The organism is Nonomuraea zeae (genome assembly GCF_005889725.1).
GTDB lineage: Bacteria > Actinomycetota > Actinomycetes > Streptosporangiales > Streptosporangiaceae > Nonomuraea > Nonomuraea zeae.
Map to the genome: position 1 here is coordinate 1 of NZ_VCKX01000085.1, position 21,764 is coordinate 21,764.

Genomic DNA, 21,764 nt, shown 5'->3' on the forward strand with positions numbered 1-21,764 from the left:
GGGCTGGGTGGGCACCGTGATCCCCTTGAGCTCCTTGGTCGTCATCCCGCTGACGCTCCGAGCGATCTCCAGCATCCGGTCGAGCGAGAGCTTGTCGTCCAGGGTGACGGCCTGGGTGGCGGCGAGCAGGAAGTCGTTGAGCTTGCCCGGGTCGGTGAGCAGGCCGCCGTCGGTGACCTTCTGCATCACCTTGGTGAGGAAGATCTGCTGGCGCTGGATCCGGCTCAGGTCGCTGCCGTCGCCCAGCGCGTAGCGGGTGCGTACGTAGCCGAGCGCCTGCTCGCCCTTGACCACGTGCTTGCCCGCGCCGAGCACCAGCTTCGCCTTGGGGTCGTTGACCGGCTTGGGCAGGCAGATCTCGATGCCGCCGATGGCGTCGATGATGCCCTTGAAGCCGGTGAAGTCGACCTTCACGAAGTGGTTGATCTTGATGTTGGTGAGCGACTCCAGCGTCTTGATCGTGCAGTTGATGCCACCGTCGTTGAAGGCGGAGTTGATCTGCCGGAGCCCGCCGACCAGCACGGTGCCGTTCCGGCCCTCGCACGTGGGGATCACGACCATGGAGTCGCGGGGGAAGCTGATCATGGTGGCCTTGTCCCTGTTCGGGGAGATGTGCAGCAGCATGATCGTGTCGGTGCGCTCCCCCAGCCCCTGGGACTTGGCGCCGTACTTCTTGTTGTCGCCCTCGCGGGAGTCGGAGCCGACGAGCAGGACGTTGAGCGCGCCGGTCTCCGGCGGGCGGCTCGCGCCCACGTTGATGGTCTCGCGGTCGATGCCGCCCTCGATGCGCCGGTAATACGCGTACGCCCCGAGCGAGGCCAGCACCAGCACGACCGTGAGGCCCACGCTCACCCACCCCATCGGGGTGAGCGGATTGCGCCGCGGCCGGGGATCTCTCCTCGATCCACCCGGCTCCGGATCCGTCCGTGGGCCCTGAACCGCACTACTCGGTCGCTCTCTCATGCGGTTCACCCCTTGCGCCATGATCGCGAAGCATAGTCACAAACGGGAGCTCACGCCGACATATCAGCCCTTGTCGGGCCGCACACACGCAACCGTCCCACCCCACGGTAGTTCGCCACTCCATACTCGGGGAGACCCCGGCCCGCCCGCCACTCGTTCCTCACTTTCGCGGGATCCCGCCTCAGCGAGAGCTCCATCCAAAGCGCGCGAATCCGCAGCGTCACTACGCACAGTGCCGTCATGATGACGTTCATGCTGTTGACCGAGATGGCACCCCCTCCAGGCGCCCAGGAGGTGGCCGGGCTGCGCGCCCGGGCCAGAGCCGCCCGGCGCCGCGCCCTCGTCGCGCTCTCCGCCTCGATCGCGCTGCTGGCCACCGTCCAGCTGCTCGCCGACCGGGCGCCGACCAGGGAGCAGACGCTGCCGCTCGCCATACTGTCCCTGGCGGTCTTCCTCGCGGCGCTGCCCGCGCTGGCGATCACCCAGTACGTCTGGGGCGCGCGCGCCCGCCTGGTCCGCGAGCGGGAGCGCGAGCTGTACGCCGGCGCGCACTCCGGCCGGGCCCGCCCCCTGACCCGGCTGGCGGTCGCCGGCTGCTGGGTGGTGACGCTGCTGCTCGGCTGGACGGCCCCGGGCTTCTTCCGCGCCTCCGCCCGCTACGCTTTCGCCGACACCCTGACCTGGGCCGTCGAGGCGCTGGCGGTGACGAGTTGCGCGGCGGGGGTGTTGTTCCTCCTCTGGTGGGCACGTGACGCGCTGGGGATGCTGGCGCGTGCCCTGCTCTCGGGAGGATCACCTGGCGATCCATGGGATCCCGGCCACGGCACGCGCCCGCGAGGGGGCGCGGCGCTCTGGACGGGCGCGGCCGTGGCGGTCGCCGCCCTGCTCGGAGCCCGCGCCCACCTGTGGGAACCGCCCATCGGCGCCATCTACGCACTGCTCATCGCCGCTCTCGTCTGCGGAGTAGTTACTGACGAGTAGCATGGGCACGGAACCCCATCCAGCAAGGAGATGCGAATCCGTGCCTTCCTCTCGTGACGTCGTGTTCGTCGACGGCGTGCGCACACCTTTCGGCAGGTCAGGGCCCAAGGGTCTGTACGCGGAGACCCGCGCGGACGACCTCGTCGTCCGCGTCATCCGCGAGCTCGTCAGGCGCAACCCCAACCTGCCGCCCGAGCGCGTCGACGAGGTCGCCATCGCCGCGACCACCCAGATCGGCGACCAGGGCCTGACCATCGGCCGGTCGGCGGCCGTGCTGGCCGGGCTGCCCAAGACCGTGCCCGGCTACGCGATCGACCGCATGTGCGCGGGCGCGATGACCGCGGTGACCTCGGTCGCGGGCGGCATCGCGTTCGGCGCGTACGACGTCGCGATCGCGGGCGGCGTCGAGCACATGGGCCGTCACCCGATGGGCGAGGGCGTCGACCCGAACCCGCGGTTCCTGTCGGAGCAGCTGGTCGACCCGAGCGCGCTGGTCATGGGCATGACGGCCGAGAACCTGCACGACCGCTACCCGTCGATCTCCAAGGCCCGCGCGGACGCCTACGCGGTGCTGTCGCAGGAGAAGGCGGCCAAGGCGTACGCCGACGGCAAGATCCAGCCCGACCTGGTGGAGACCGCGATCAGGACGGCCGAGAAGGGCTGGGGCCTGGCGGTCGAGGACGAGGCGCCGCGCCCGGGCACCACGCTGGAGGGGCTGAGCGGGCTCAAGACGCCGTTCCGCCCGCACGGCCACGTCACGGCGGGCAACTCCTCCGGCATCAACGACGGTGCCACCGGCTGCATCGTGGCCGCCCAGGACGTCGCGGCCGAGCTGGGGCTGAGCCCGAAGATGCGGCTGGTGTCCTACGCGTTCGCGGGCGTGGACCCCGAGGTCATGGGTGTGGGGCCGATCCCGTCCACCGAGCGGGCGCTGCGGCTGGCCGGTCTGGACATCTCCGACATCGGGCTGTTCGAGATCAACGAGGCGTTCGCCGTGCAGGTGCTGGCGTTCCTGGAGCACTTCGGCCTCGCCGACGACGATCCCCGCGTGAATCCGTACGGCGGCGCGATCGCCTACGGCCACCCGCTCGCCTCCTCGGGCGTGCGGCTGATGACGCAGCTCGCGCGGCAGTTCGGCGAGCGTCCCGACGTGCGTTACGGCATCACCACGATGTGCGTCGGCATGGGCATGGGCGGCACTGTGATCTGGGAGAACCTGGCGTGAGCGAGCGTAGCGAGCGAACCGATGAGACGCAGCAGCATGCTCGCAGGACCGACGGAGGAGGGCCTGTGAGCAACCTTGACACCTGGCGTGCGGCGCTGAGCGAGCGCAGCGCGGACGAAGTCGTCACCAAGGCGCTGGTACGCGACGTCCAGCTGCCCGGCGGCGCCGGCACGATGGCGCTGATCACGCTGGACAACGGCTTCGACCACACCAAGCCGAACACCTTCGGCCCGCGCGGCCTGTTCGCGCTGAACGGTGCCCTGTCGGAGATCGCCGAGCGCACCGACCTGGCCGCGGTGGGGGTCACCGGCAAGCCGTTCATCTTCGCCGTCGGCGCCGACCTCAAGGGCGCGGCCTCCGTGACCTCCCGCGAAGAGGCGCTGGCCATCGGCGGGCTGGGCCACCACGTCTTCCGCCGGCTCGGCGAGCTGCCGATCCCGTCGTTCGCGTTCGTGAACGGCGCGGCGATGGGCGGCGGGCTGGAGCTGGCGCTGCACTGCACGTACCGGACGATCTCCGCGGGGGTGCCCGCCGTGGCGCTGCCCGAGTGCTTCCTCGGGCTGGTGCCCGGCTGGGGCGGCACGCAGCTGCTGCCGCGCCTGATCGGCCCGGCGAAAGCGATCAAGCTGATCATCGAGAACCCGCTGTCGCAGAACCGCATGATCAAGGGCGCGGACGCGTTCAAGCTCGGCGTCGCCGACGCGATGTTCGAGCCCGCCGACTTCCTGGAGGAGTCGCTGCGCTGGGCCTCCAGGGTGCTCCAGGGCGACCTCACCGTGGCGCGGCCCGAGCCCGCCGATTGGGACGCCGATTGGGACAAGGCGGTCGGCGACGCGCGCTTCCTGGTGGACATGAAGCTGCGCGGCGCCTCCCCCGCCCCCTACCGGGCGCTGGACCTCATCGCCCTGGCCAAGACCGGCTCGCGCGACGCCGGCTTCGCCGCCGAGGACGAGGCCCTCGCCGACCTGCTCATGGGCGACGAGCTGCGGGCCGGGCTCTACTCCTTCGATCTGGTGCAGCGCCGGGCCAAGCGGCCCGCGGGCGCGCCGGACAAGTCGCTGGCCCGCAAGGTCACCAAGGTCGGCGTGGTCGGCGCGGGGCTGATGGCCTCGCAGATGGCGCTGCTGTTCGCCCGGCGCCTGGAGGTGCCGGTCGTGCTGACCGACCTCGACCAGTCCAGGCTGGACAAGGGCGTCGGGTACGTACGCGACGAGGTCGGCAAGCTCCTCGCCAAGGGACGCATCACCGCGGACCAGGCCAACCGCCTCACGTCTCTGGTGACCGGCTCGCTGACCAAGGACGCCTTCGCCGACGCCGACTTCGTGATCGAGGCCGTGTTCGAGGACATGGCGGTCAAGAAGCAGGTCTTCGCCGAGGTGGAGGCCGTGGTCCCGGCCACGTGCGTGCTCGCCACGAACACCTCCTCGCTGTCGCTGACCGAGATGGGCGCCGGCCTGGCCCACCCCGAGCGGCTGGTCGGCTTCCACTTCTTCAACCCGGTCGCCGTCATGCCGCTGCTGGAGATCGTCAGAGGCGCGGCCACCGACGACGCCACGCTGGCCACGGCGTTCGCCGTGGGCAAGTCGCTGAAGAAGTCGTCGGTGCTGGTCAAGGACGCTCCGGCGTTCGTCGTCAACCGGCTGCTGACCTGCTTCATGGGCGAGGTCGTGGCCGCGGTGGACGAGGGCACGCCGCTGGAGACGGCCGAGCACGCGCTGGACGGGCTGGGGCTGCCGATGACGCCGTTCGCGCTGCTGCAGCTCGTCGGCCCGGCGGTCGGCCTGCACGTGGCCGAGACGCTGCACGAGGCCTTCCCCGACCGCTTCGGCGTCTCGGAGAACATGGCCAAGCTGGTCGCCTCCGGCAAGCCGGGCGTGTACCGGCCGGACTTCACCCTGGACGAGGAGGCGGTGGCGCTGTTCGCGGGCGGCGGCGCACCGTCCACCGCCGAGCAGGTGCGCGAGCGCGTCCTGACGGCGCTGGCCAGGGAGATCCGCATCATGCTGGACGAGGGCGTGGTCGCGGCGGCCCAGGACATCGACCTGTGCATGATCCTCGGCGCCGGATGGCCGTTCCATCTGGGCGGGATCACTCCGTACCTGGACAGGGCGGGCATCGCGCAGCCGCGGTTCCTGCCGCCGGGCGTCGCGTCGCTTCCCGCGTGATTTTACGGAGGCCCGCACGGCGGGCCTCCGTAACTCGTCCCGGCCTCCGTCGTAGCGTTTGGTGCCGTCCTACGAACGGAGAGTAATCATGATGCGAGCAGTCGGCACGATCGCGCTGTGCGGGGCGTTCCTGCTGGGCGCCTCGTCGCCCGCGACAGCCGCCCCCGACCCCAAGGTGCAGCTCAAGATCGTCGATGCGGCCAAGGGCGGCCCGACGAAGACGGTCTGGCTCCACTGCGCGCCCGTCGGCGGCACGCACCCCAACGCGAAGGCGGCCTGCCGCCTGCTGGAGAAGGTGAACGGCGAGCCGGGCCGGCTCAACGTCTCGCCCAAGGCCGCGTGCACGCAGGAGGTCAAGCCGCACGCCGTCGCGGTGATCGGCCGCTGGCACGGCAAGGTGGTGCACTGGGCCAAGGTCTTCCACAACAGCTGCCAGGTACGGGCCGCCACCGGAGCGGTCCTCGCGATCTGATCCCGGGCGAGGGGGTGGGTCCGCCCGCCCCCCGGCCCCGCCGGCGGCGCCTCAGCGGCGGGCCATGATCCGGCTGTGCCAGTAGCCGAACCCCAGGTAGACGAGCACGCCCAGGATCATCCAGACCACGAACCGCAGCCACGTCATCGCCGGCAGGTTGAGCATCAGGTAGAGGCAGGCCAGCACGGACAGGATCGGCAGCACCGGCACCAGCGGCGCGCGGAACCCGCGCGGCAGGTCCGGCCTGGTCCTCCTGAGCACGATCACGCCGATCGAGACGATCATGAACGCGAAGAGCGTGCCGATGTTCACCAGCTCGGCCAGCTCGCCGAACGACACGAACCCGGCCAGGATCATCGTCACCACCCCGACGATGACCGTGAGCCTGGCCGGCGTACCGAAGCGCGGGCTGACCTGCGCCAGCCAGCGCGGCAGCAGCCCGTCGCGGCACATGGCGAACAGCACCCGGGTCTGGCCGAGCAGGAGCACGAGCACGACGGTCGTCAGGCCGGCGAGCGCGCCGACGCTGATGATCGTGGCCAGCCAGGGGTAGCCGACCGAGGTGAACGCGTCCGAGAGCGGCGCCGAGGTGCTGAGCCGGTCGTAGCGCTGCATGCCGACGACGACGAGCGAGACGGCGACGTACAGGACCGTGCAGATGGCCAGCGAGCCGATGATGCCGCGCGGCACGTCGCGCTGGGGCTCGATGGTCTCCTCGGCGGCGGTGGCCACGATGTCGAAGCCGATGAAGGCGAAGAACACGATCGCCGCGGCGGAGAAGATGCCGATCACGCCGAACGCGACGGGCGTGACCCCGAACAGCAGCTGGATCAGCGGCGCGTTCAGCCCCTCCACGCGCGGCGTGGCCACCGGGTCGGGGATGAAGGGGGTGTAGTTGGCGGCCTTGACGAAGAACAGCCCGGCCACGATGACCAGCAGGACCACCGCGATCTTGGTGATCACGAGGATCAGGTTCACCCGCGAGGACAGCTTGATGCCGGCCGCCAGGACCGCGGTGAGGATGGCGACGATGAGGATGGCGGGGACGTTCACCACGGGGTCGTCGCCGGCGATGGCGCTGGGCAATTCGAGGCCGATGGAGGCCAGCATGGAGGCGAAGTAGCCCGACCAGCCGACCGCCACCACGGCCGCGGCCAGGGCCAGCTCCAGGATCAGGTCCCAGCCGATCACCCAGGCGGGGAACTCGCCCAGGGTGGCGAAGGCGAAGGTGTAGGCGGACCCGGCCACCGGGATCGTGGAGGCGAACTCGGCGTAGCACAGGGCGGCGAGCCCGCAGACGACGGCCGCGACGACGAACGAGACCGCCACGGCCGGGCCCGCCAGCTCCTTGGCGACCTGCCCCGTGAGCACGAAGATCCCGGTGCCGACGATGACGCCGATGCCGAAGACCGTGAGGTCGGTGGCGGTCAGGCGCTTTCGCAGCTGGTGCTCGGGAGCTTCGGTGTCGCGGATCGACTGCTCGACGCTCTTCGTGCGAAAGATGTCCACGATCAGCGATCCTTCCCCTACCCCCGGTGATCATGCGCTTTCCCGGTGGGATGAGGCCGTCCCTGCTGGAGTCCGCTGCCCTGGGTAGCAGGTCCTGGTCATGCTCGACGAACTGCTCGACACGCTGGCCAGGCAAGACGCGGGGGTGGTGCTGCCGCTCCTGCTGGTCTTCCTGACCCTGGACGCCTCGGTCGGCGTCGGTCTCGTCACCCCCGGCGACGCCCTGCTGCTCTTCGCCGGCGCCACCGCGAACAGCGCCGGCGAGGTCCTGTCACTGATCGGCGCCGGGGTGCTGGCGTGCTTCGCGGGGGCGTCCGGCGGGCACGTCCTCGGGCGGCGCTACGGCGCCCGGCTGCGGCACGGCAGGCTGGGGCGGCGCGTCGGGGAGGCGCGCTGGGCGCGGGCCGAGAAGCTGTTCGAGCGCAGCGGCTGGGCGCTGGCGCTGGCGTATTTCCTGCCGGTGCTGCACGCGCTGACGCCGGCCGTGGCGGGCGCGGTGGGCATGCCGTACCGCAGGTTCATGCCGTGGGCGATGCTCGGCAGCGTCGCGTGGGTGAGCGTCTACGTGACCATGGGCGCGGTCGCGAGCAGGGTGGTGCGCGAGCACGCCGACTGGCTGGTGCCCGTGGCGGCCGCGGCGGTGGTCGTCGTGCTGGCGATCACCACCGCGGTCCGCCGGGCGCTCAACGGCGGGCGGGCTCGGCGGCGGAGGCCCGCTTGGCGACGGCCTCGGTGATCTGCCGGGCGAGGTCCTGGCCCGTCAGGCCGATCCTGGCGAGGATCGCGGCGCGCTTGGCGTGGTCGAGGAACTCCTGCGGGATGCCGAAGGTGCGTACGGGCACGTCGACGTCGGCGTCGCGCAGCAGGCGGGCCACGGCGTCGCCCACGCCGCCCACGCGGCCGTTGTCCTCCACTACCGCCACCAGCTTGTGCGCGCCCGCGGCCAGGGCGAGCGCCTCGTCCAGCGGCTTGACCCAGCGCGGGTCGACCACGGTGGTCGCGATGCCCTGGGCGTCGAGCAGGACCGCGGCGTCCATGCAGAGCTGAGCCATCGGGCCGACGCCGACCAGCAGCACGTCGGGCTCGGCCGCGCCGTCGCCCTCGGCGGTGCGCAGCAGGTCCATCTCGCCGAGCTTGCCCACCGGCTCGATCGGCTCGGCCACCGGGCCCTTGGGGAAGCGCAGCACGGTCGGCCCGTCGCCGACCTCGACGGCCTCGCGCAGCAGCTCGGCGACCCGGTCGCCGTCACGCGGCACCGCGATGCGCAGCCCCGGGATGACCTGGAGGATGGACAGGTCCCACATGCCGTTGTGGCTGGCGCCGTCGTCGCCCGTGACGCCCGCCCGGTCGAGCACCACGGTGACCGGCAGGCGGTGCAGGGCGACGTCCATGAGCAGCTGGTCGAAGGCCCGGTTGAGGAACGTGGCGTAGACGGCCACGACCGGGTGCATGCCGCCGAGGGCAAGCCCGGCGGCGCTGGTCAGCGCGTGCTGCTCGGCGATGCCCACGTCGTAGATGCGGTCGGGATAGGCGTCGGCGAAGGCGTTGAGCCCCGTCGGGTGCAGCATGGCCGCGGTGATCGCGACCAGGTCGTCGCGCTCCTTGCCGAGCCGGACGAGCTCCTCGCTGAACACGTTGGTCCAGATGCGGGGCTTGGGCTTCTCCGCGCCGGTGGCCCGGTCGAAGGCGCCCGGCGAGTGGAACTGGTCCTCGTCGTGGTTCTCGGCGGGGGTGTAGCCGCGGCCCTTCTGGGTGAGCGCGTGCACGATGACGGGGCCGCGGAAGTCGCGGGCCTGGCGCAGGGCCGCCTCCATGGCCTGCTCGTCGTGGCCGTCGATCGGGCCGACGTATTTCAGCCCGAGGTCCTCGAACATGACCTGCGGCGCCAGGACGTCCTTGACGCCCTTCTTGAAGCCGTGCAGCGCGTCGTAGAGGACGGGAACGTTCCCGATCTTGTCTTTGACGTAGTCGAGCATGTCCTCGTAGCGGCGGTTGACCCGCAGCGAGGACAGGTGGGAGGCCAGGCCGCCGATCGTCGGCGAGTAGGAGCGGCCGTTGTCGTTGACCACGATCACGAGCCGCAGGTCCTTGCCCGCGGCGATGTTGTTGAGCGCCTCCCAGGCCATGCCGCCGGTCAGCGCGCCGTCGCCGATCACCGCGACGACCGTGCGGTCGTGCTCGCCGCGCAGTTTGTACGCCTTGGCCAGGCCGTCGGCGTAGGACAGCGCGGTCGAGGCGTGGGAGTTCTCCACGAGGTCGTGCTCGGACTCGGCCTGGCTCGGATAGCCCGACAGGCCGCCCTCCTGCTTGAGCGCCTCGAACCCGGCGGCCCGGCCGGTGAGGAGCTTGTGCACGTAGGCCTGGTGGCCGGTGTCCCAGACGACGGGGTCGTGCGGCGAGTCGAAGACGCGGTGGATCGCGATGGTGAGCTCCACCACCCCCAGGTTGGGCCCCAGATGACCGCCGAACCGCGCGCACGAGTCGACGAGGAGGTCACGAATCTCCCCCGCGAGCCGCGGCAGCTCCTCGACAGCGAGCCGTTTGACGTCGTGCGGTCCCTTAACCGAGCCCAGCAACCCGCTCACGGATCCGGCTCCCCTCTGCTCTTGTTCGCCGATCCACCCGAGTCTAGTTCGCGGACGCCTCACTGACTCCATCGAGTCAATTGCACCCACATATGTCCGATCTTGACCTAGTCTTTCGGTACCTATGAACTCCGCCCCCTTTGGAAAGATCGCGGCCCTTGTGGCGGCTGTGCTGGCACTTGCCCTGGCAGCAGCCGCTTTGGTGCTCGTGCTGGCGGATGTGGCCACGACCTCCACGGAGCCCGTGAACGAGGCGCAGCAGGCCGCCGCACCGCCCACCAAGGCCGGGCGCGGCAAGAAGCAGGCGCCCGTCCTCGGCAAGGCGCTGGCGACGGCGAACCCGCTCTACCAGACGGGCCGGCTCACCGACGTGAACTGCTCGCCCGGCGACCTGCCGGCCGGGAGCATGATCGCCTACCGGCGCTTCCTGACCCGGGTGACCAACTGCCTGAACAAGGCGTGGGCCGCCCAGTTCCGCAAGGCGGAGGCCACGTTCACCAAGCCGCGGCTGCGCATCATCACCACCAAGGTGAAGACGCCCTGCGGCGCGTGGAACACCGGCGCCGACGGCGTCTACTGCTCGACCGACCGCACGATGTACCTGATGATCAGCAAGGACCAGCTCCGCAACCCGTTCCCGCTGGGCATCACCCGGCTGATCGCCCACGAGTACGGTCACCACGTGCAGCAGATCTCCGGCATCTGGGGCTATTACTGGACGGCCAGAGAAGGGGCGACCAAGGCCAAGCGGCTGCAGCTCTCGCGTAATTCCGAGTTGCAGGCCGAGTGCTTCTCCGCGGTCTTCATGAGCACGATGAAGGGAACCTCGCTGGTCACCGACGCCGACTGGGCGTACACGGTGGACTGGTTCCGGAAGAACGGCGCCAAGGGCTGGCCGCAGAACGACCACGGCAAGGGGCCGACGCAGGCGGCCTGGATGACGCGCGGATTCAACCGCGGCACTCCCGGCGCGTGTAACACGTGGGCGGCTTCACCCCGAAATACACTTTAATCCGGCTTTACCTGGAACTCCCTCTTTAATAGGGTGCCTTCTCATGCGTATCCCCCGATCGGCGCTTATGGCGGGCGCCTTGGCGACCTCGCTCTTCGCCGGCATCCTTTCCGCCGGCACCGCCCAAGCGGCGACCGTCTCCGCCCCGGCGTTCAAGCCGGCCCTGACCAAGAACCCGCTCTACAAGACGGGCAAGCTCGGTTACGAGACGTGCGAAGAGCCACAGGTTCAGAACGGGACCCTGGACGAGGCGAAGCTCTATTTCGAGTCCGTGCTGGCCTGCCTCGACGAGGCGTGGGCGCCCAAGGTGAAGAAGGCGGGCTTCTCCTTCACCAAGCCCAAGTTCCGGGTGATCACCAAGCCCGACAAGAAGGGCAAGTGCGGCGGGTTCCCCGGGAGCGCGCAGGCGGTGTACTGCCGGCTGGACAAGACGATCACGTTCCTGCTCACGCCGGAGATCGTCGAGGAGCCGACTGACCTGCAGCTGATGGCGACGCTCGCGCACGAGTACGGCCACCACCTCCAGCACCTCACGGGCATGTTCAAGGCCGTGGACACCCCGGCGAAGAAGACCGAGGCCCGCTACCTGGAGGAGAGCCGCCGCATCGAGCTGCAGGCCCAGTGCCTGTCCGGCGTGTTCATCGGCAGCATCTGGAACTCGCTCGGCCGCCCGGACAGCGACTTCAAGATCCTGCTCAACTCCAAGCACGGCGTCGGCCTGTGGGCGATCGGGGTGAAGGACGCGGCCGACCACACGCACGCCACGAACGCCAGCAACAGCCGCTGGATCAAGCGCGGCTTCGACACCAAGTCGGCGGGCGGCTGCAACACCTGGACCGCCTCGAAGTCCCAGGTGAACTGAGAAAGCCACCGCGACCTAGAACAAAACCCCACCAAATACCCTAAGATCCGCGATCGTGCGCATATCCCTCATAGCGATAGCTGTGTGCATGGTCGCGGGTCTTCTCATTCCGGCGCCCGCCCGCGCGGCGATGCGTACCGCCCAGGCCGGGCTCTCCGGCGCCATGGGCGGGGACGTGGCCCCCGAGAGCTGCGGGATCCCCCGGATCCGCCTCGGGAGCGTCGCCTCGCTCAAGTCCTTCCACCGCGCGATGGCCGCGTGCGCCGACCGCTTCTGGGCCGCCAGGTTCGCGGCCGCCGGCCTGGCCTACAGCCCGCCCGAAGTCACGGTCACGACCGGCACCGACTCGGTCTGCGGGAAGATCAACGGCAACGGCGCGCACTACTGTCCTGACCAGCACACGATCGTCATCCGCATCATGCGCCAGGACCTGCGCGACCCGTTCAGGATGAACATCGCCCACTCCGTCGCGCACGAGTGGGGGCACCACGTGCAGCAGCTCATCGGCGTGCTGGACGCGCAGAGCGCGCTCTTCCTGCCGGCCTCCGACAGCGCGCGGACCCTGCTGAGCCACCGCCTGGAGATGCAGGCCGAGTGCTTCGCCGGCGTCTTCTACAGCGCCGCGCTGGAGTCGATCGACCCCGGGATCGGGTGGCAGGAGTGGATCGACGCGGTGCGCGGGGCGGACGAGAGCAAGATCCACGGCAAGCCCCGCAATCTGGCCTACTGGCAGGACCGCGGCTACCGCGGCGGCGCCACCGGCTTCTGCAACACCTGGACGGCGGGAAAGTCGAGGATCGCCTAGAGGCTCAGGCGTTGGCCCTGGCCAGGACCTCAAGAGGGTCGGCGAGCACGTGGGCGAAGGCCAGCTCGGCCGCGCCCACCAGCGTGGCGGCGTCCCCGAGCGCGGAGGTGCGCAGCCGCAGCCGCTCCCGCTGCGGCGCCATCGCGCTCAAGGCGAGCTGCGTGCGCACCTGCGCCGCGGAGCCGAGATAGATCTCCCTCAGCATTCCGCCGAAGATCACCATCTCCGGGTTGAAGATGTTCACCAGGTTCGCGACGCCGAGCCCGAGCCAGTCGCCGACCCGGCTGAGCGCCTCCTGCGCCAGGATGTCCCCCCGGTCGGCGGCCTCCACCACGGCCCGCACCGCGTCCCTGCCGTGCTGCCCGGCGCCGAAGCGCCCGGCCGACTCCAGCAGCGCCCGCTCCCCCACCTCCGCCTCCAGGCAGCCGTGCGAGCCGCAACCGCAGGCCCGGCCGCCCGGGTTGACGACCATGTGGCCGACCTCGCCCCCGTAGCCGTCGTGGCCGCCGAGCAGATGGCCGCCCGCGATGATCCCGCCGCCGATGCCGACGTCACCGTGCAGGTAGATGAGGTCCCTGACGCCCGCGCCGACGCCGCGGCTGTGCTCGGCGAGCGCGGCCAGGTTGGCGTCGTTGCCCACGCTGACCGGCAGGCCCAAGGCCAGCCTGCGGCCCAGCTCCTCGCCGAACGGCACATCTTCGGCCTTCAGGTTGGGGCCGAACCGGACCACGCCGTCGGCCTTGCGCACGCCTCCCGACACGGCCGCCGCCGCACCCACGCAGACGGTGTCGGCCCGCGTCTTGCGCCGCATCTGCCTGGCGAACCCGGCCAGCACCCCGGCCAGCTCCTCCAGCTCGAACGTGCCGCGCTCGCGCACGGTCTCGCGGCGGTCGAGTATCGCGCCGCCCAGCCCGACGCGGGCCACCGCGAGCCGGTCGGGGCTCACGTCGAACGCGAACACGTAGACCCGCGCCGACTCGGGCCGCACGACCAGCGAGGGCCGCCCGGCCCGGCCCGTCTCGCGCGGCAGCTCCTCCCGCACCAGCCCCGCGGCGGTGAGGTCGGAGGTCAGGGCCATGATCGTGCTGCGGTTGAGCCCCATCTTCGTGGTCAGCTCCGCACGCGAGATCGGCCCGCCCAGGTGGACATGCCGGAGCAGCGCGCCGAGGTTGTGGCGTCTGATGTCCTCTTGTGAGGGGCCGGCACGCATGGTCTGGGGATCCTTCAGGGGCTGCGAGTCGCTGATCACCTTAGACCAGCGGCCGCCGCCCGCTTGCGCGCCAGGGCGTCGACACCCGCGGCGAGCAACAGCACAGACCCGGTGACCAGGTATTTCACGCTGGCACCGTACCCCATGAGGCCCATGCCGTTCTCGATCACGGCCACCACGGCGCCGCCGAGCACGGCGTCCAGCACCCTTCCCTTCCCGCCGAACAGGCTCGTGCCGCCGATGACCGCCGCGCCCACCGCGTACAGCAGGACGGAGCTGCCGCCCGTGTTCGGGTCGACGGAGCTGGCCCTGGACGCGGCCACGATCCCGCCGACCGCGGCCATCGAGGAGCAGATCACGAACGCGCTGATCCTGAGCCGGTCCACCGCGATGCCGGCCCTGCGCGCGGCCTCCGCGTTGCCGCCGACCGCGTACAGATGCCGTCCGAACGCGGTACGCCGCAGCACCAGCGTCCACACGACCAGCAGCACCAGGATGACGGGGACCACGATCGGCACGCCGGTGAGCGAGACGAGCGCAGCGTTGCGGCTGCGCTCCAGGTTCAGCACGAAGACGGCGATGCCCGCGAGGAGCGCCAGCGCGCCGACCCGGAAGGCGATCAGCGACAGCGGGTCCGCGGTCAGGCCGCGCTTGGAGCGGTTCCTGGCCCGCAGGAGCTGCACGCCCGCGTAGACGGCCACGCTCGCGGCGTAGAGCGCCCAGCCGAGCCAGCCCGGCAGGTTCTTGTTCGCGATCGCGACGATCACGCTGTCCCTGATGGAGATGTTCGTGCCTTCGTCCACCAGCACGAGGACCAGGCCCTGGAAGGCGAGGAAGGCGGCCAGCGTCACGACGAACGACGGGATGCCCACCTTGGCCACCAGCGTGCCGAGCACGGTGCCGATGACCACGCCGGTGAGGATGGCGGCCACGACGCACACGTACCAGGGCAGGCCGGCGCTGGTCAGCGTGACGGCGAGGACGGCCGCGCACACGCCGCTGGCGAAACCCGCGGACAGGTCGATCTCGCCGAGCAGCAGGACGAACACCAGGCCCATCGCGATGAGCGTGACGGCCGCGCCCTGGGTGAACAGGTTGGCGAAGTTGCCGGCGGTGAGGAAGGAGTCTCGCGCCGAGGCGAAGACCCCGCACAGCACGACCAGGCCGAGCACGGCGGGCAGCGCGCCCATGTCGCCGCCGCGCACGCGCTGGAGGTAGGCGACGAAGCTGTTCTTGATCGACGGGGCCTGCGTCGCGGCGACGATGGCCTCGCCGGGGAGTTCTTTGACCTTGCTCATGGGGTGACCCCGTTCTTGAGGCCGAGATCACCGCTGCGGCCTGAGGTGATCAGTTCGACGACCTGGGCGTGCGTCACCTCGGAGGTCCTGACCTGGGCGGCCATCCTGCCGAGGTAGAGCGCCGCGATCCGGTCGGAGACGGCGAACACGTCGTTCATGTTGTGCGAGATGAGCACGACGGCCAGCCCCGTGTCGGCCAGCCTGCGCACCAGCTCCAGCACCTGCGCGGTCTGGGCCACGCCCAGGGCCGCGGTCGGCTCGTCGAGGATGACGACCTTGCTGTTCCACAGGACGGCCTTGGCGATGGCGACGGTCTGCCGCTGGCCGCCGGACAGGCTGGAGACCTGCTGCCTGATGGACTTGACCGTACGCACGGACAGGCTGCTGAGCGTCTGCTCGGCCAGCTCCTCCATGCTGTCCTCGTCGAGCAGGAACCCGCTCTTGCGCTCTCTGCCGAGGAACATGTTCTGGACGATGTCGAGGTTGTCGCACAAGGCGAGGTCCTGGTAGACGATCTCGATGCCGAGCTCGCCCGCGTCGCGGGGACTGTGCACGGTGACCTGGCGGCCGTCGAAGAAGATCTCCCCCGAGTCGATCGGGTAGATGCCGCCGACGCACTTGACCAGCGTCGACTTCCCGGCGCCGTTGTCGCCGACGAGCGCCGTGACCTCGCCGGGGTAGGCGGCGAACTCGACGTCGTGCAGGACCTTCACCGGACCGAAGCTCTTGTCGATCCCGCGCACTTCAAGGAGGGGGGTCATGAGGCTCCCTAAGGGGGGTGCGGCCGGTGGCCGCACCCCCTCGGTTCTTGGGGCTAGGTGCTATTGGATTCCTGCCTCGGTGCACTTGGCGGCGAAGTCACCAGTGCACAGCTCCTCCTTGGTCACGTAACCGTCGGCCACCACGTCCTTGACGTTGTCCAGGTAGATGGCCTGCGGCTCCAGCAGCTCGGAGGGCACGTCCTGACCGCTCTCCGGGTCCTTGACGCTGCCGCTCGCCGTGGGCTTCTCGCCCTTGGCCAGCGCCACCGCGAGCTTGGCCGCGGCGTCGGCCTCCTTCTTGACCGCCTTGTACACGGTCATGCACTGGTCGCCGGACAGGATGTTCTGCAGGCCCTGGACGGTGGCGTCCTGGCCGGTGACCGGCACCTTGCCGTTGAGGTTGTTCTTCTTCAGCACGGTGATGGCGGCGTTGCCGAGGCCGTCGTTGGCGGCCAGCACGCCGGCGATCTTCGGCTGCTGGGTCAGCATCTGCTCGAAGATGGTGCCGGCCTGGGTGTTGTCCCAGTCGGGCACGGCCTGGTCAGGGCCCTTGACGTATTCGCCGGCGTCGAACTTGGGCTTGAGCACCCCGTCGTAGCCGCTCTTGAACAGCGTGGCGTTGTTGTCCGTCGGCGAGCCGTTCAGGTAGGCCACGATCGGCTTCGAGGCCTTCTTGTCGGTCAGGCACTTGCTCAGGCCCTCGCCTTGGAGCGTGCCCACCTTGGTGTTGTCGAAGCTGACGTAGTAGGCGGCGCCGCCGCCCAGCGTCAGCCGGTCGTAGTCGATGGTGGCCACGCCCTGGGACTTGGCCTTGTCGATGACCGTCTTGCCGGTGCCGCTGTCCAGGTTGACGATCATCAGAACGGTGGCCCCGTTCGTGATCATCTGGTCGGCGATGGTCTGGAACGCCGTCTTGTCGTTCTGGGCGTTCTGGATGTCGTACTGGACGCCGGCCGCCTTGAATGCCTCTTCAAGGTATTTACGGTCCGCCGTCTCCCACCGGGCCGAGGACTTGCTGTCCGGCAGGATGACACCGATCTTGCCCGTCTTGGCGGACGCCGAGGCCGACGAGGTCGACGTGGTGGTCTGACCGCTGTCGCCCCCGCAGGCGGTGAGACCGAGGGCGAGTGCGGCTGCCGCGGCGGTCAGGCTGAGGATCCCCTTGCGCATAGTGCAGGGTCCTTTCTTCCGGAGGGGCCCGGATGAATGTTGTTTGCGGCAACGTATTCCGGGATGGCCTGCTTTGGAAGACCCTGCAGCCCAGGAGTTTGTTGTTTCGGGTAACAATCCAGAAACGCCAGCTCAATCTCCCCGACTCCGAACCCGGTGCGCCCGAGGCCCCGGACTCGATGGATGGCTGCAGGCGAGCCCCGCCGGCGAACGGCTCAGGTGGTCAGCTTCGCGAGCTCCGCCATCTCCGTCGGCGGATCGATCACCGGCTGGATGACGATCTCGCTGACCCCGGCTCGTTCCAGGGTGGCGATGCGGGCGAGAAGGTCGTCTCGCGTTCCGACCAGGGTCAGCGCGTCGATCAGCGACGGCAGGATCAGGTCCCGGTCTGCCGGCGCGATGCGCCCCAGATAGTGGGGGTAGAGGGCGGTGTGCCGGTCCGGCGCGACGGTCGTGATGCCCCGCCGGTCAAGGAGTGACCGCACCGCGTCGCGTTCCGCACCGCCGAGCCTTCCGGCGAACGCGGGCGCGTCCGCGGCGAAGGTCAACAGCGACATGACGATGTGCCCCGTCGCGTCCCGGACCGCGTCGCCGTAGGGGTCCTCGCCCTCGTCGAGCACGTGCAGCGAGGTCATGACGCAGGAGTCGGCGTCACCGGGCGCGCCCGCGGCCTGCCGGCGCGCGTGGTGCAACGCGCTCCAGGCCGCGGGATCCAGGAGACCGAAGGAGATGATGCCGGTGCCGCGACGGCCGGCGACGGCGGCGGCCTTCAGGCCGGTCGCGGCCACCAGGAACTCGATGGGGTCGCTGGTGTTCACGTGCTGCCCGGCGTGCAGGAGCCGGATGTCGCCGACCCGGTCACCCTCGCGGTACTCCACCGTGCCTCCGGCGCACAACCCCTGCAGCCCGGCGGTGAACCTCTCTAGTTCGGCCGTGGTGGCCGGCGGCATTCCCAGGGTGCGCCGGGCGGTGTTGCCGGTGCCGACGCCGCAGATGATCCGGCCCGGCGCCAGCGCGTTGAGGCTGGCGAACGCGCTCGCCGCGGCCGGCAACGACCGCAACGCCGGCGAGGTCACGCCGACGCCGAGCTTGATCCGGCTGGTGACCTTCGCGCACAAGGCCAGCGCCACGAACGGATCGCCGTGAAGCATGGGCGTGTCATAGACCCAGAAGCTGCTGAAGCCCAGTGCCTCGGCCTTCGCGGCCAGCTCCTCCACGCCGGGTCGTGCCGTGACCACGATGCCTTTGCGCATGATGCCTCCGCCGGGTGATGGACGTTCAGGGCTGTGGATCCCTGGACAGCGATGGCCGGTTCGGCGAAGCCGAAGGGATCCGGTCCGGCCGCGGCCGCCCTGACCGGTCCGGTTCGCGCCGGCCGGCGTCGATGCGGCCGCCCGGGGCCAGGCTCACAGCAGGCTCGCCGAGATGACGGCGCGTGCACCCAGGAACATGCCCAGCTCGTCGGCCGCGACCCGCAGCGCGGCGGTCTCGGCGGCGCCGAACGGCCGGTACAGCGCCGCTTCGAGCACGACGGCGCCGGCCCGGACCGTGCGCCTCCAGCGGCCGGCCACCTGCGTGTCGACCACGATGACGCCGTTCGGCAGGGCGAGCCTGTCCGGTGCCGCCGCCACCAGGCCGCCGAGGTCGAGCAGGTGCTTGCTCTGCCGGTAGCCGACGATGTACTCGTCGTACGCCTGCAGCAGCCGCACCGATGGGCACCCGGCCGGCGCGGGGGCCTCCCCTGGCGCGGACCAGTAGGTGACGCCGTCCACGTCGAGGCGCTCCAGCGCGTCGCCGGCGAGACGCAGCCCGGTGGCGATGTCGGCGAGCGTGAGGCTGGACCACCACGCCAGGTCCTTCGCCGTCGCCGGACCGTGGCTGGTGAAGAACCGGCGGACCAGCTCGGCCAGCGCCGCCTCGCGCTCCAGGCTCGCCGCCCGCGGGACCCGCTCGTCGAGCAGCGCGTACGTGTGCTGCTTCCCCCGCAGCGGGCCGCTGCAGATCACCCCCTCCAGCTCGGCGTGGATGAGGATGTAGCCGAGCCGGAACCGCTCCGCGACGACGCCGTGCCGGGCGAGCGACGCCGCGAGCTCGGCGCGGGTCAGGTGGTTCGCGCCGGCGACGGCGTCGGCGACCAGGTCCGTGGCGCGGCGCAGCAGCGGGCCGTAGAGCTCGCCCCGCCGGTAGGCATAGCCGTTGAGCACGTGCACCCGCGGCGCCGTCAGCTCCAGCAGCCAGCGCAGGTCGGCGGGGGCCACGAAGTGCCACGTCGGGCGCAACACGTGCGTGCGCAGGATGACGCCGTCGTCGAACGCGCGATCGAGGTCCACGTCGGTGACGCCGGGGCCGAGCCGCTGGGCCACCGACCACTTCGCCGGGTGGTAGTCCTGCGACTGCACCGCGCCGAACCAGCCGACCACCTCGGCGGCGCCGCCGGCTTCGCGCCCTGGTCTTCGATCGGTAGGAGCGGGGCCGGGGGCGGCCGGCTCAGGACGCGGGAGTCCCGGGTCCTTCGTCGCGATGCCGAGCCTTCACGGCGTTCAGAGCGGTCATGAAACGGGCGAGCAGCGGGCCCACGTCCCCGGCTCGCCAGACCAGGTGCAAGGTGGTGGCGGTGCCCGCGAGCCGCCGGGCTGCCACGCCCTCCCGGTGCAGCACCCGATAGGAGTCGGCCATCACGGCGGCGCCGAAACCGGCGGCGACCAGAGCGAGGATCGTCTGAACGGTCCGGCCTCGCGCGCCGACGCGCGGCACGATGCCGGCGTGGTGGCACAACGAGGTGATCTCGTCGTGCGCGTGGGGCGCGGATTCGCGCGGCCAGAGCACCAGGGGGATCTCGCCGAGCACGGAGACCGGTGCCGGCTCGCGGGACGTGGCGAGTGGATGCCCGGCCGGCAGGAAGAGGGTCAGCGGCTCGCGTGTCCACACTCGTGTGGCGAGACGGGCGTCGCGGACCGGCAACCGCTGCACCGCCACGTCGAGGCTTCCGTCCAGGATGCCGGCCGACATCTCGGCGTCGTCGAACAGCTCCACCAGGGACAGGTCGACGTCGGGCAGCTCGGCTCGCAGCCGGCCGAGGGCGTCGCCCAGCGCGCCGTTGATGCCCGATCCGGCGAACCCGACCGTCAGCCGGCCGGTCTTGCCCTCGGCGGCCAGGCGCACGTCGTGCAGAGCGGCATCGGCGTCGGCCAGCATGCGCACGGCCCGGCGGAGCAGCGCCTCCCCGGCGGCGGTGGGCACGAGGCCGCGCCCGTCGCGGGCGAACAACTCGGCCCCCAGGCGCCGTTCCAGCTCACGCAGCTGCCGGCTCAGGGTCGGCTGGGTCAGTCGCAGGCGGCGGGCGGCGCCGCTGATGGATCCCTCTTCGGCGATCGCGACCAGGTAACCCAGCAAGCGTAGATCCAGCCATGCCTCCACGGCATGGATGCTATATCGATCGATGCCTCGGAGTGGGCGGATGGAGCTGCTCCGTGAAGAATGAGGCCATCCCGATTTCCCCGAAAAGCCGGAGTCGTCGTGAAACACCTTGGAGTTCTCGCTCACAGCACGGGAGGAGCCGCCCTCTGCTTCCTCGACTTCTGCGAGGAGGGATTCCGCCGGACCGGCCGCAACGAGCATCCCGACGTCACCCTGGACAACATCGCCTTCGGGTACAGCATGCCCGCCTGGGACACCGGCGATCACGCGACCATCCGGGGCACCCTGGCCACCAGCGCGCAGCGGCTCGCCCGGGCCGGCGCCGACTTCTTCGTCTGCCCGGACAACACCGCCCACCTGGCTCTGGAGGCGCCGGGACCGGACCTCCCGCTGCCGGGCCTGCACATCGCCGAGGTCGTCGCGGACCAGGCCGCGGCCGAGGGGCGCACCCGCGTCGGCGTGCTGGGCACCAGGTACACGATGGACGGCCCGCTCTACCCTCGGGCGCTGGCCGCCCGCGGGATCGCCGCGGAGCTGCCGGACGCCGGCGACCGCGACCTCGTCAACGAGGTCATCTTCAAGGAGCTGGTGAACGGCGTGATCAGCGACGCGTCGCGCCAGGAGTACCTGCGCGTCATCGAACGGCTGGCCGACCGGGGCTGTGACGCGGTCGCGCTCGTCTGCACCGAGATCCCCTTGCTGATCACGCCCGAGGTCTCTCCCCTGCCGACGCTGGATTCGACCCGCCTGCTGGCCCGCGCGGCCTACGACGTCGCCGTCGGCGAGCGGGCGATGCCCGGCTGGCGCGGTGGCCCTCGATGAGCCACCGGACGATGTCACATCCCGAACGGCGACTCGCGGAGCTGGGGCTGACGCTGCCGGAGGTCGTCCCCCCGGTCGCGGCCTACGTGCCCGCCGTGGGCAGCGGTGCGCACGTCTACGTCTCGGGCCAGGTGCCGCTGCGGGAGGGGCGGCTGATCGCGGCCGGCCGGCTCGGCGACACGGTCGGCGTGGAGCTCGCCTACGAGTGCGCGCGCCAGTGCGCGCTGAACGCGCTGGCGGCGCTGAAGGCGGAGATCGGCGATCTGGCGGCGGTGGCACGGGTGGTCAAGGCCCTGGTGTTCGTCGCGTCCACCGCCGATTTCACCCAGCATCCGCAGGTCGGCGACGGGGCCTCGGACCTGCTCCGCGAGCTGTTCGGCGACGCCGGACGGCACGCCCGCTCGGCGGTCGGGGTGCCGTCGCTGCCGCTGGGCTCACCGGTCGAGCTGGAACTGCTGGTCGAGATCCGCTGACCGGCCCGCGGCTGAGCCCGCGAATCCTTGACCC

At 70.7% G+C, this 21,764-nt stretch carries 20 protein-coding genes; 10 read left to right on the plus strand and 10 right to left on the minus strand.

Annotated elements, in window-relative coordinates:
• The coding region (locus ETD85_RS26095; RefSeq protein WP_240779427.1) for an LCP family protein at positions 1 to 861 on the minus strand (861 nt) is incomplete at its 3' end.
• Positions 862 to 1,215: 354 nt separating this feature from the next.
• On the opposite strand from ETD85_RS26095, the gene ETD85_RS26100 reads away from it, so the two are divergent.
• From ETD85_RS26100 to ETD85_RS26115, 4 genes are all read left to right on the plus strand, one after another.
• Positions 1,216 to 1,944: a hypothetical protein gene (locus ETD85_RS26100; RefSeq protein ID WP_138692421.1), complete on the plus strand. Its 729-nt coding sequence runs from the start codon at positions 1,216 to 1,218 to the stop codon at positions 1,942 to 1,944.
• A gap of 61 nt (positions 1,945 to 2,005) precedes the next feature.
• On the plus strand, positions 2,006 to 3,169 hold the full coding sequence (locus ETD85_RS26105; protein ID WP_240779429.1) for a thiolase family protein: 1,164 nt from the start codon (positions 2,006 to 2,008) through the stop codon (positions 3,167 to 3,169).
• A 65-nt stretch (positions 3,170 to 3,234) separates the two neighbouring features.
• Positions 3,235 to 5,334: a 3-hydroxyacyl-CoA dehydrogenase NAD-binding domain-containing protein gene (locus ETD85_RS26110; protein WP_138692423.1), complete on the plus strand. Its 2,100-nt coding sequence runs from the start codon at positions 3,235 to 3,237 to the stop codon at positions 5,332 to 5,334.
• A gap of 88 nt (positions 5,335 to 5,422) precedes the next feature.
• Positions 5,423 to 5,806: an SSI family serine proteinase inhibitor gene (locus ETD85_RS26115; RefSeq protein WP_138692424.1), complete on the plus strand. Its 384-nt coding sequence runs from the start codon at positions 5,423 to 5,425 to the stop codon at positions 5,804 to 5,806.
• Positions 5,807 to 5,857: 51 nt separating this feature from the next.
• Here ETD85_RS26115 and ETD85_RS26120 read toward each other — a convergent pair whose 3' ends face one another.
• On the minus strand, positions 5,858 to 7,315 hold the full coding sequence (locus ETD85_RS26120; RefSeq protein ID WP_138692425.1) for an amino acid permease: 1,458 nt from the start codon (positions 7,313 to 7,315) through the stop codon (positions 5,858 to 5,860).
• 100 nt (positions 7,316 to 7,415) lie between these two features.
• Between ETD85_RS26120 and ETD85_RS26125 the strand changes: the two genes are divergently transcribed.
• Positions 7,416 to 8,051 carry a DedA family protein gene (locus ETD85_RS26125; RefSeq protein WP_138692426.1) on the plus strand — a complete coding sequence of 212 codons (636 nt, stop codon included), beginning with the start codon at positions 7,416 to 7,418 and terminating at the stop codon, positions 8,049 to 8,051.
• Here ETD85_RS26125 and dxs read toward each other — a convergent pair.
• Entirely contained in the window at positions 7,999 to 9,891 is a 1,893-nt protein-coding gene (gene dxs, locus ETD85_RS26130; protein ID WP_138692455.1) for a 1-deoxy-D-xylulose-5-phosphate synthase, read from the minus strand. The genes ETD85_RS26125 and dxs overlap by 53 nt on opposite strands.
• Before the next feature lie 178 nt (positions 9,892 to 10,069).
• On the opposite strand from dxs, the gene ETD85_RS26135 reads away from it, so the two are divergent.
• From ETD85_RS26135 to ETD85_RS26145, 3 genes are all read left to right on the plus strand, one after another.
• Entirely contained in the window at positions 10,070 to 10,912 is an 843-nt protein-coding gene (locus tag ETD85_RS26135; protein WP_240779428.1) for a neutral zinc metallopeptidase, read from the plus strand.
• A 43-nt stretch (positions 10,913 to 10,955) separates the two neighbouring features.
• Entirely contained in the window at positions 10,956 to 11,774 is an 819-nt protein-coding gene (locus ETD85_RS26140; RefSeq protein ID WP_138692428.1) for a neutral zinc metallopeptidase, read from the plus strand.
• A gap of 88 nt (positions 11,775 to 11,862) precedes the next feature.
• Complete coding sequence (locus ETD85_RS26145; protein WP_138692429.1) at positions 11,863 to 12,579, plus strand: neutral zinc metallopeptidase; 717 nt, start codon at positions 11,863 to 11,865, stop codon at positions 12,577 to 12,579.
• 4 nt (positions 12,580 to 12,583) lie between these two features.
• Here ETD85_RS26145 and ETD85_RS26150 read toward each other — a convergent pair whose 3' ends face one another.
• The 7 genes from ETD85_RS26150 to ETD85_RS26180 all read right to left on the minus strand — a co-directional run bounded on the left by ETD85_RS26150 (position 12,584) and on the right by ETD85_RS26180 (position 20,435).
• Positions 12,584 to 13,789 (minus strand): ROK family transcriptional regulator, encoded by a 1,206-nt coding sequence (locus ETD85_RS26150; protein WP_138692430.1) that lies wholly within the window; start codon positions 13,787 to 13,789, stop codon positions 12,584 to 12,586.
• A 35-nt stretch (positions 13,790 to 13,824) separates the two neighbouring features.
• Positions 13,825 to 15,087 (minus strand): sugar ABC transporter permease, encoded by a 1,263-nt coding sequence (locus ETD85_RS26155; RefSeq protein WP_138692431.1) that lies wholly within the window; start codon positions 15,085 to 15,087, stop codon positions 13,825 to 13,827.
• Complete coding sequence (locus ETD85_RS26160; RefSeq protein ID WP_138692432.1) at positions 15,084 to 15,848, minus strand: ATP-binding cassette domain-containing protein; 765 nt, start codon at positions 15,846 to 15,848, stop codon at positions 15,084 to 15,086. The genes ETD85_RS26155 and ETD85_RS26160 overlap by 4 nt, the downstream gene beginning before the upstream one ends.
• 60 nt (positions 15,849 to 15,908) lie before the next feature.
• Entirely contained in the window at positions 15,909 to 17,018 is a 1,110-nt protein-coding gene (locus ETD85_RS26165) for a sugar ABC transporter substrate-binding protein (RefSeq protein WP_138692433.1), read from the minus strand.
• 215 nt (positions 17,019 to 17,233) lie between these two features.
• Positions 17,234 to 18,271 carry an LLM class flavin-dependent oxidoreductase gene (locus ETD85_RS26170; protein ID WP_138692434.1) on the minus strand — a complete coding sequence of 346 codons (1,038 nt, stop codon included), beginning with the start codon at positions 18,269 to 18,271 and terminating at the stop codon, positions 17,234 to 17,236.
• A 153-nt stretch (positions 18,272 to 18,424) separates the two neighbouring features.
• Positions 18,425 to 19,438: a winged helix DNA-binding domain-containing protein gene (locus ETD85_RS26175; protein ID WP_170246843.1), complete on the minus strand. Its 1,014-nt coding sequence runs from the start codon at positions 19,436 to 19,438 to the stop codon at positions 18,425 to 18,427.
• 67 nt (positions 19,439 to 19,505) lie between these two features.
• On the minus strand, positions 19,506 to 20,435 hold the full coding sequence (locus ETD85_RS26180; RefSeq protein ID WP_170246844.1) for a LysR family transcriptional regulator: 930 nt from the start codon (positions 20,433 to 20,435) through the stop codon (positions 19,506 to 19,508).
• Positions 20,436 to 20,534: 99 nt separating this feature from the next.
• Here ETD85_RS26180 and ETD85_RS26185 point away from each other — a divergent pair, with 99 nt between their 5' ends.
• Positions 20,535 to 21,257, plus strand: coding sequence for an aspartate/glutamate racemase family protein (locus ETD85_RS26185; protein WP_138692437.1), 723 nt, complete (start codon positions 20,535 to 20,537; stop codon positions 21,255 to 21,257).
• Positions 21,258 to 21,268: 11 nt separating this feature from the next.
• Positions 21,269 to 21,730 carry a RidA family protein gene (locus ETD85_RS26190; RefSeq protein ID WP_138692438.1) on the plus strand — a complete coding sequence of 154 codons (462 nt, stop codon included), beginning with the start codon at positions 21,269 to 21,271 and terminating at the stop codon, positions 21,728 to 21,730.
• Positions 21,731 to 21,764: the final 34 nt, after the last annotated feature.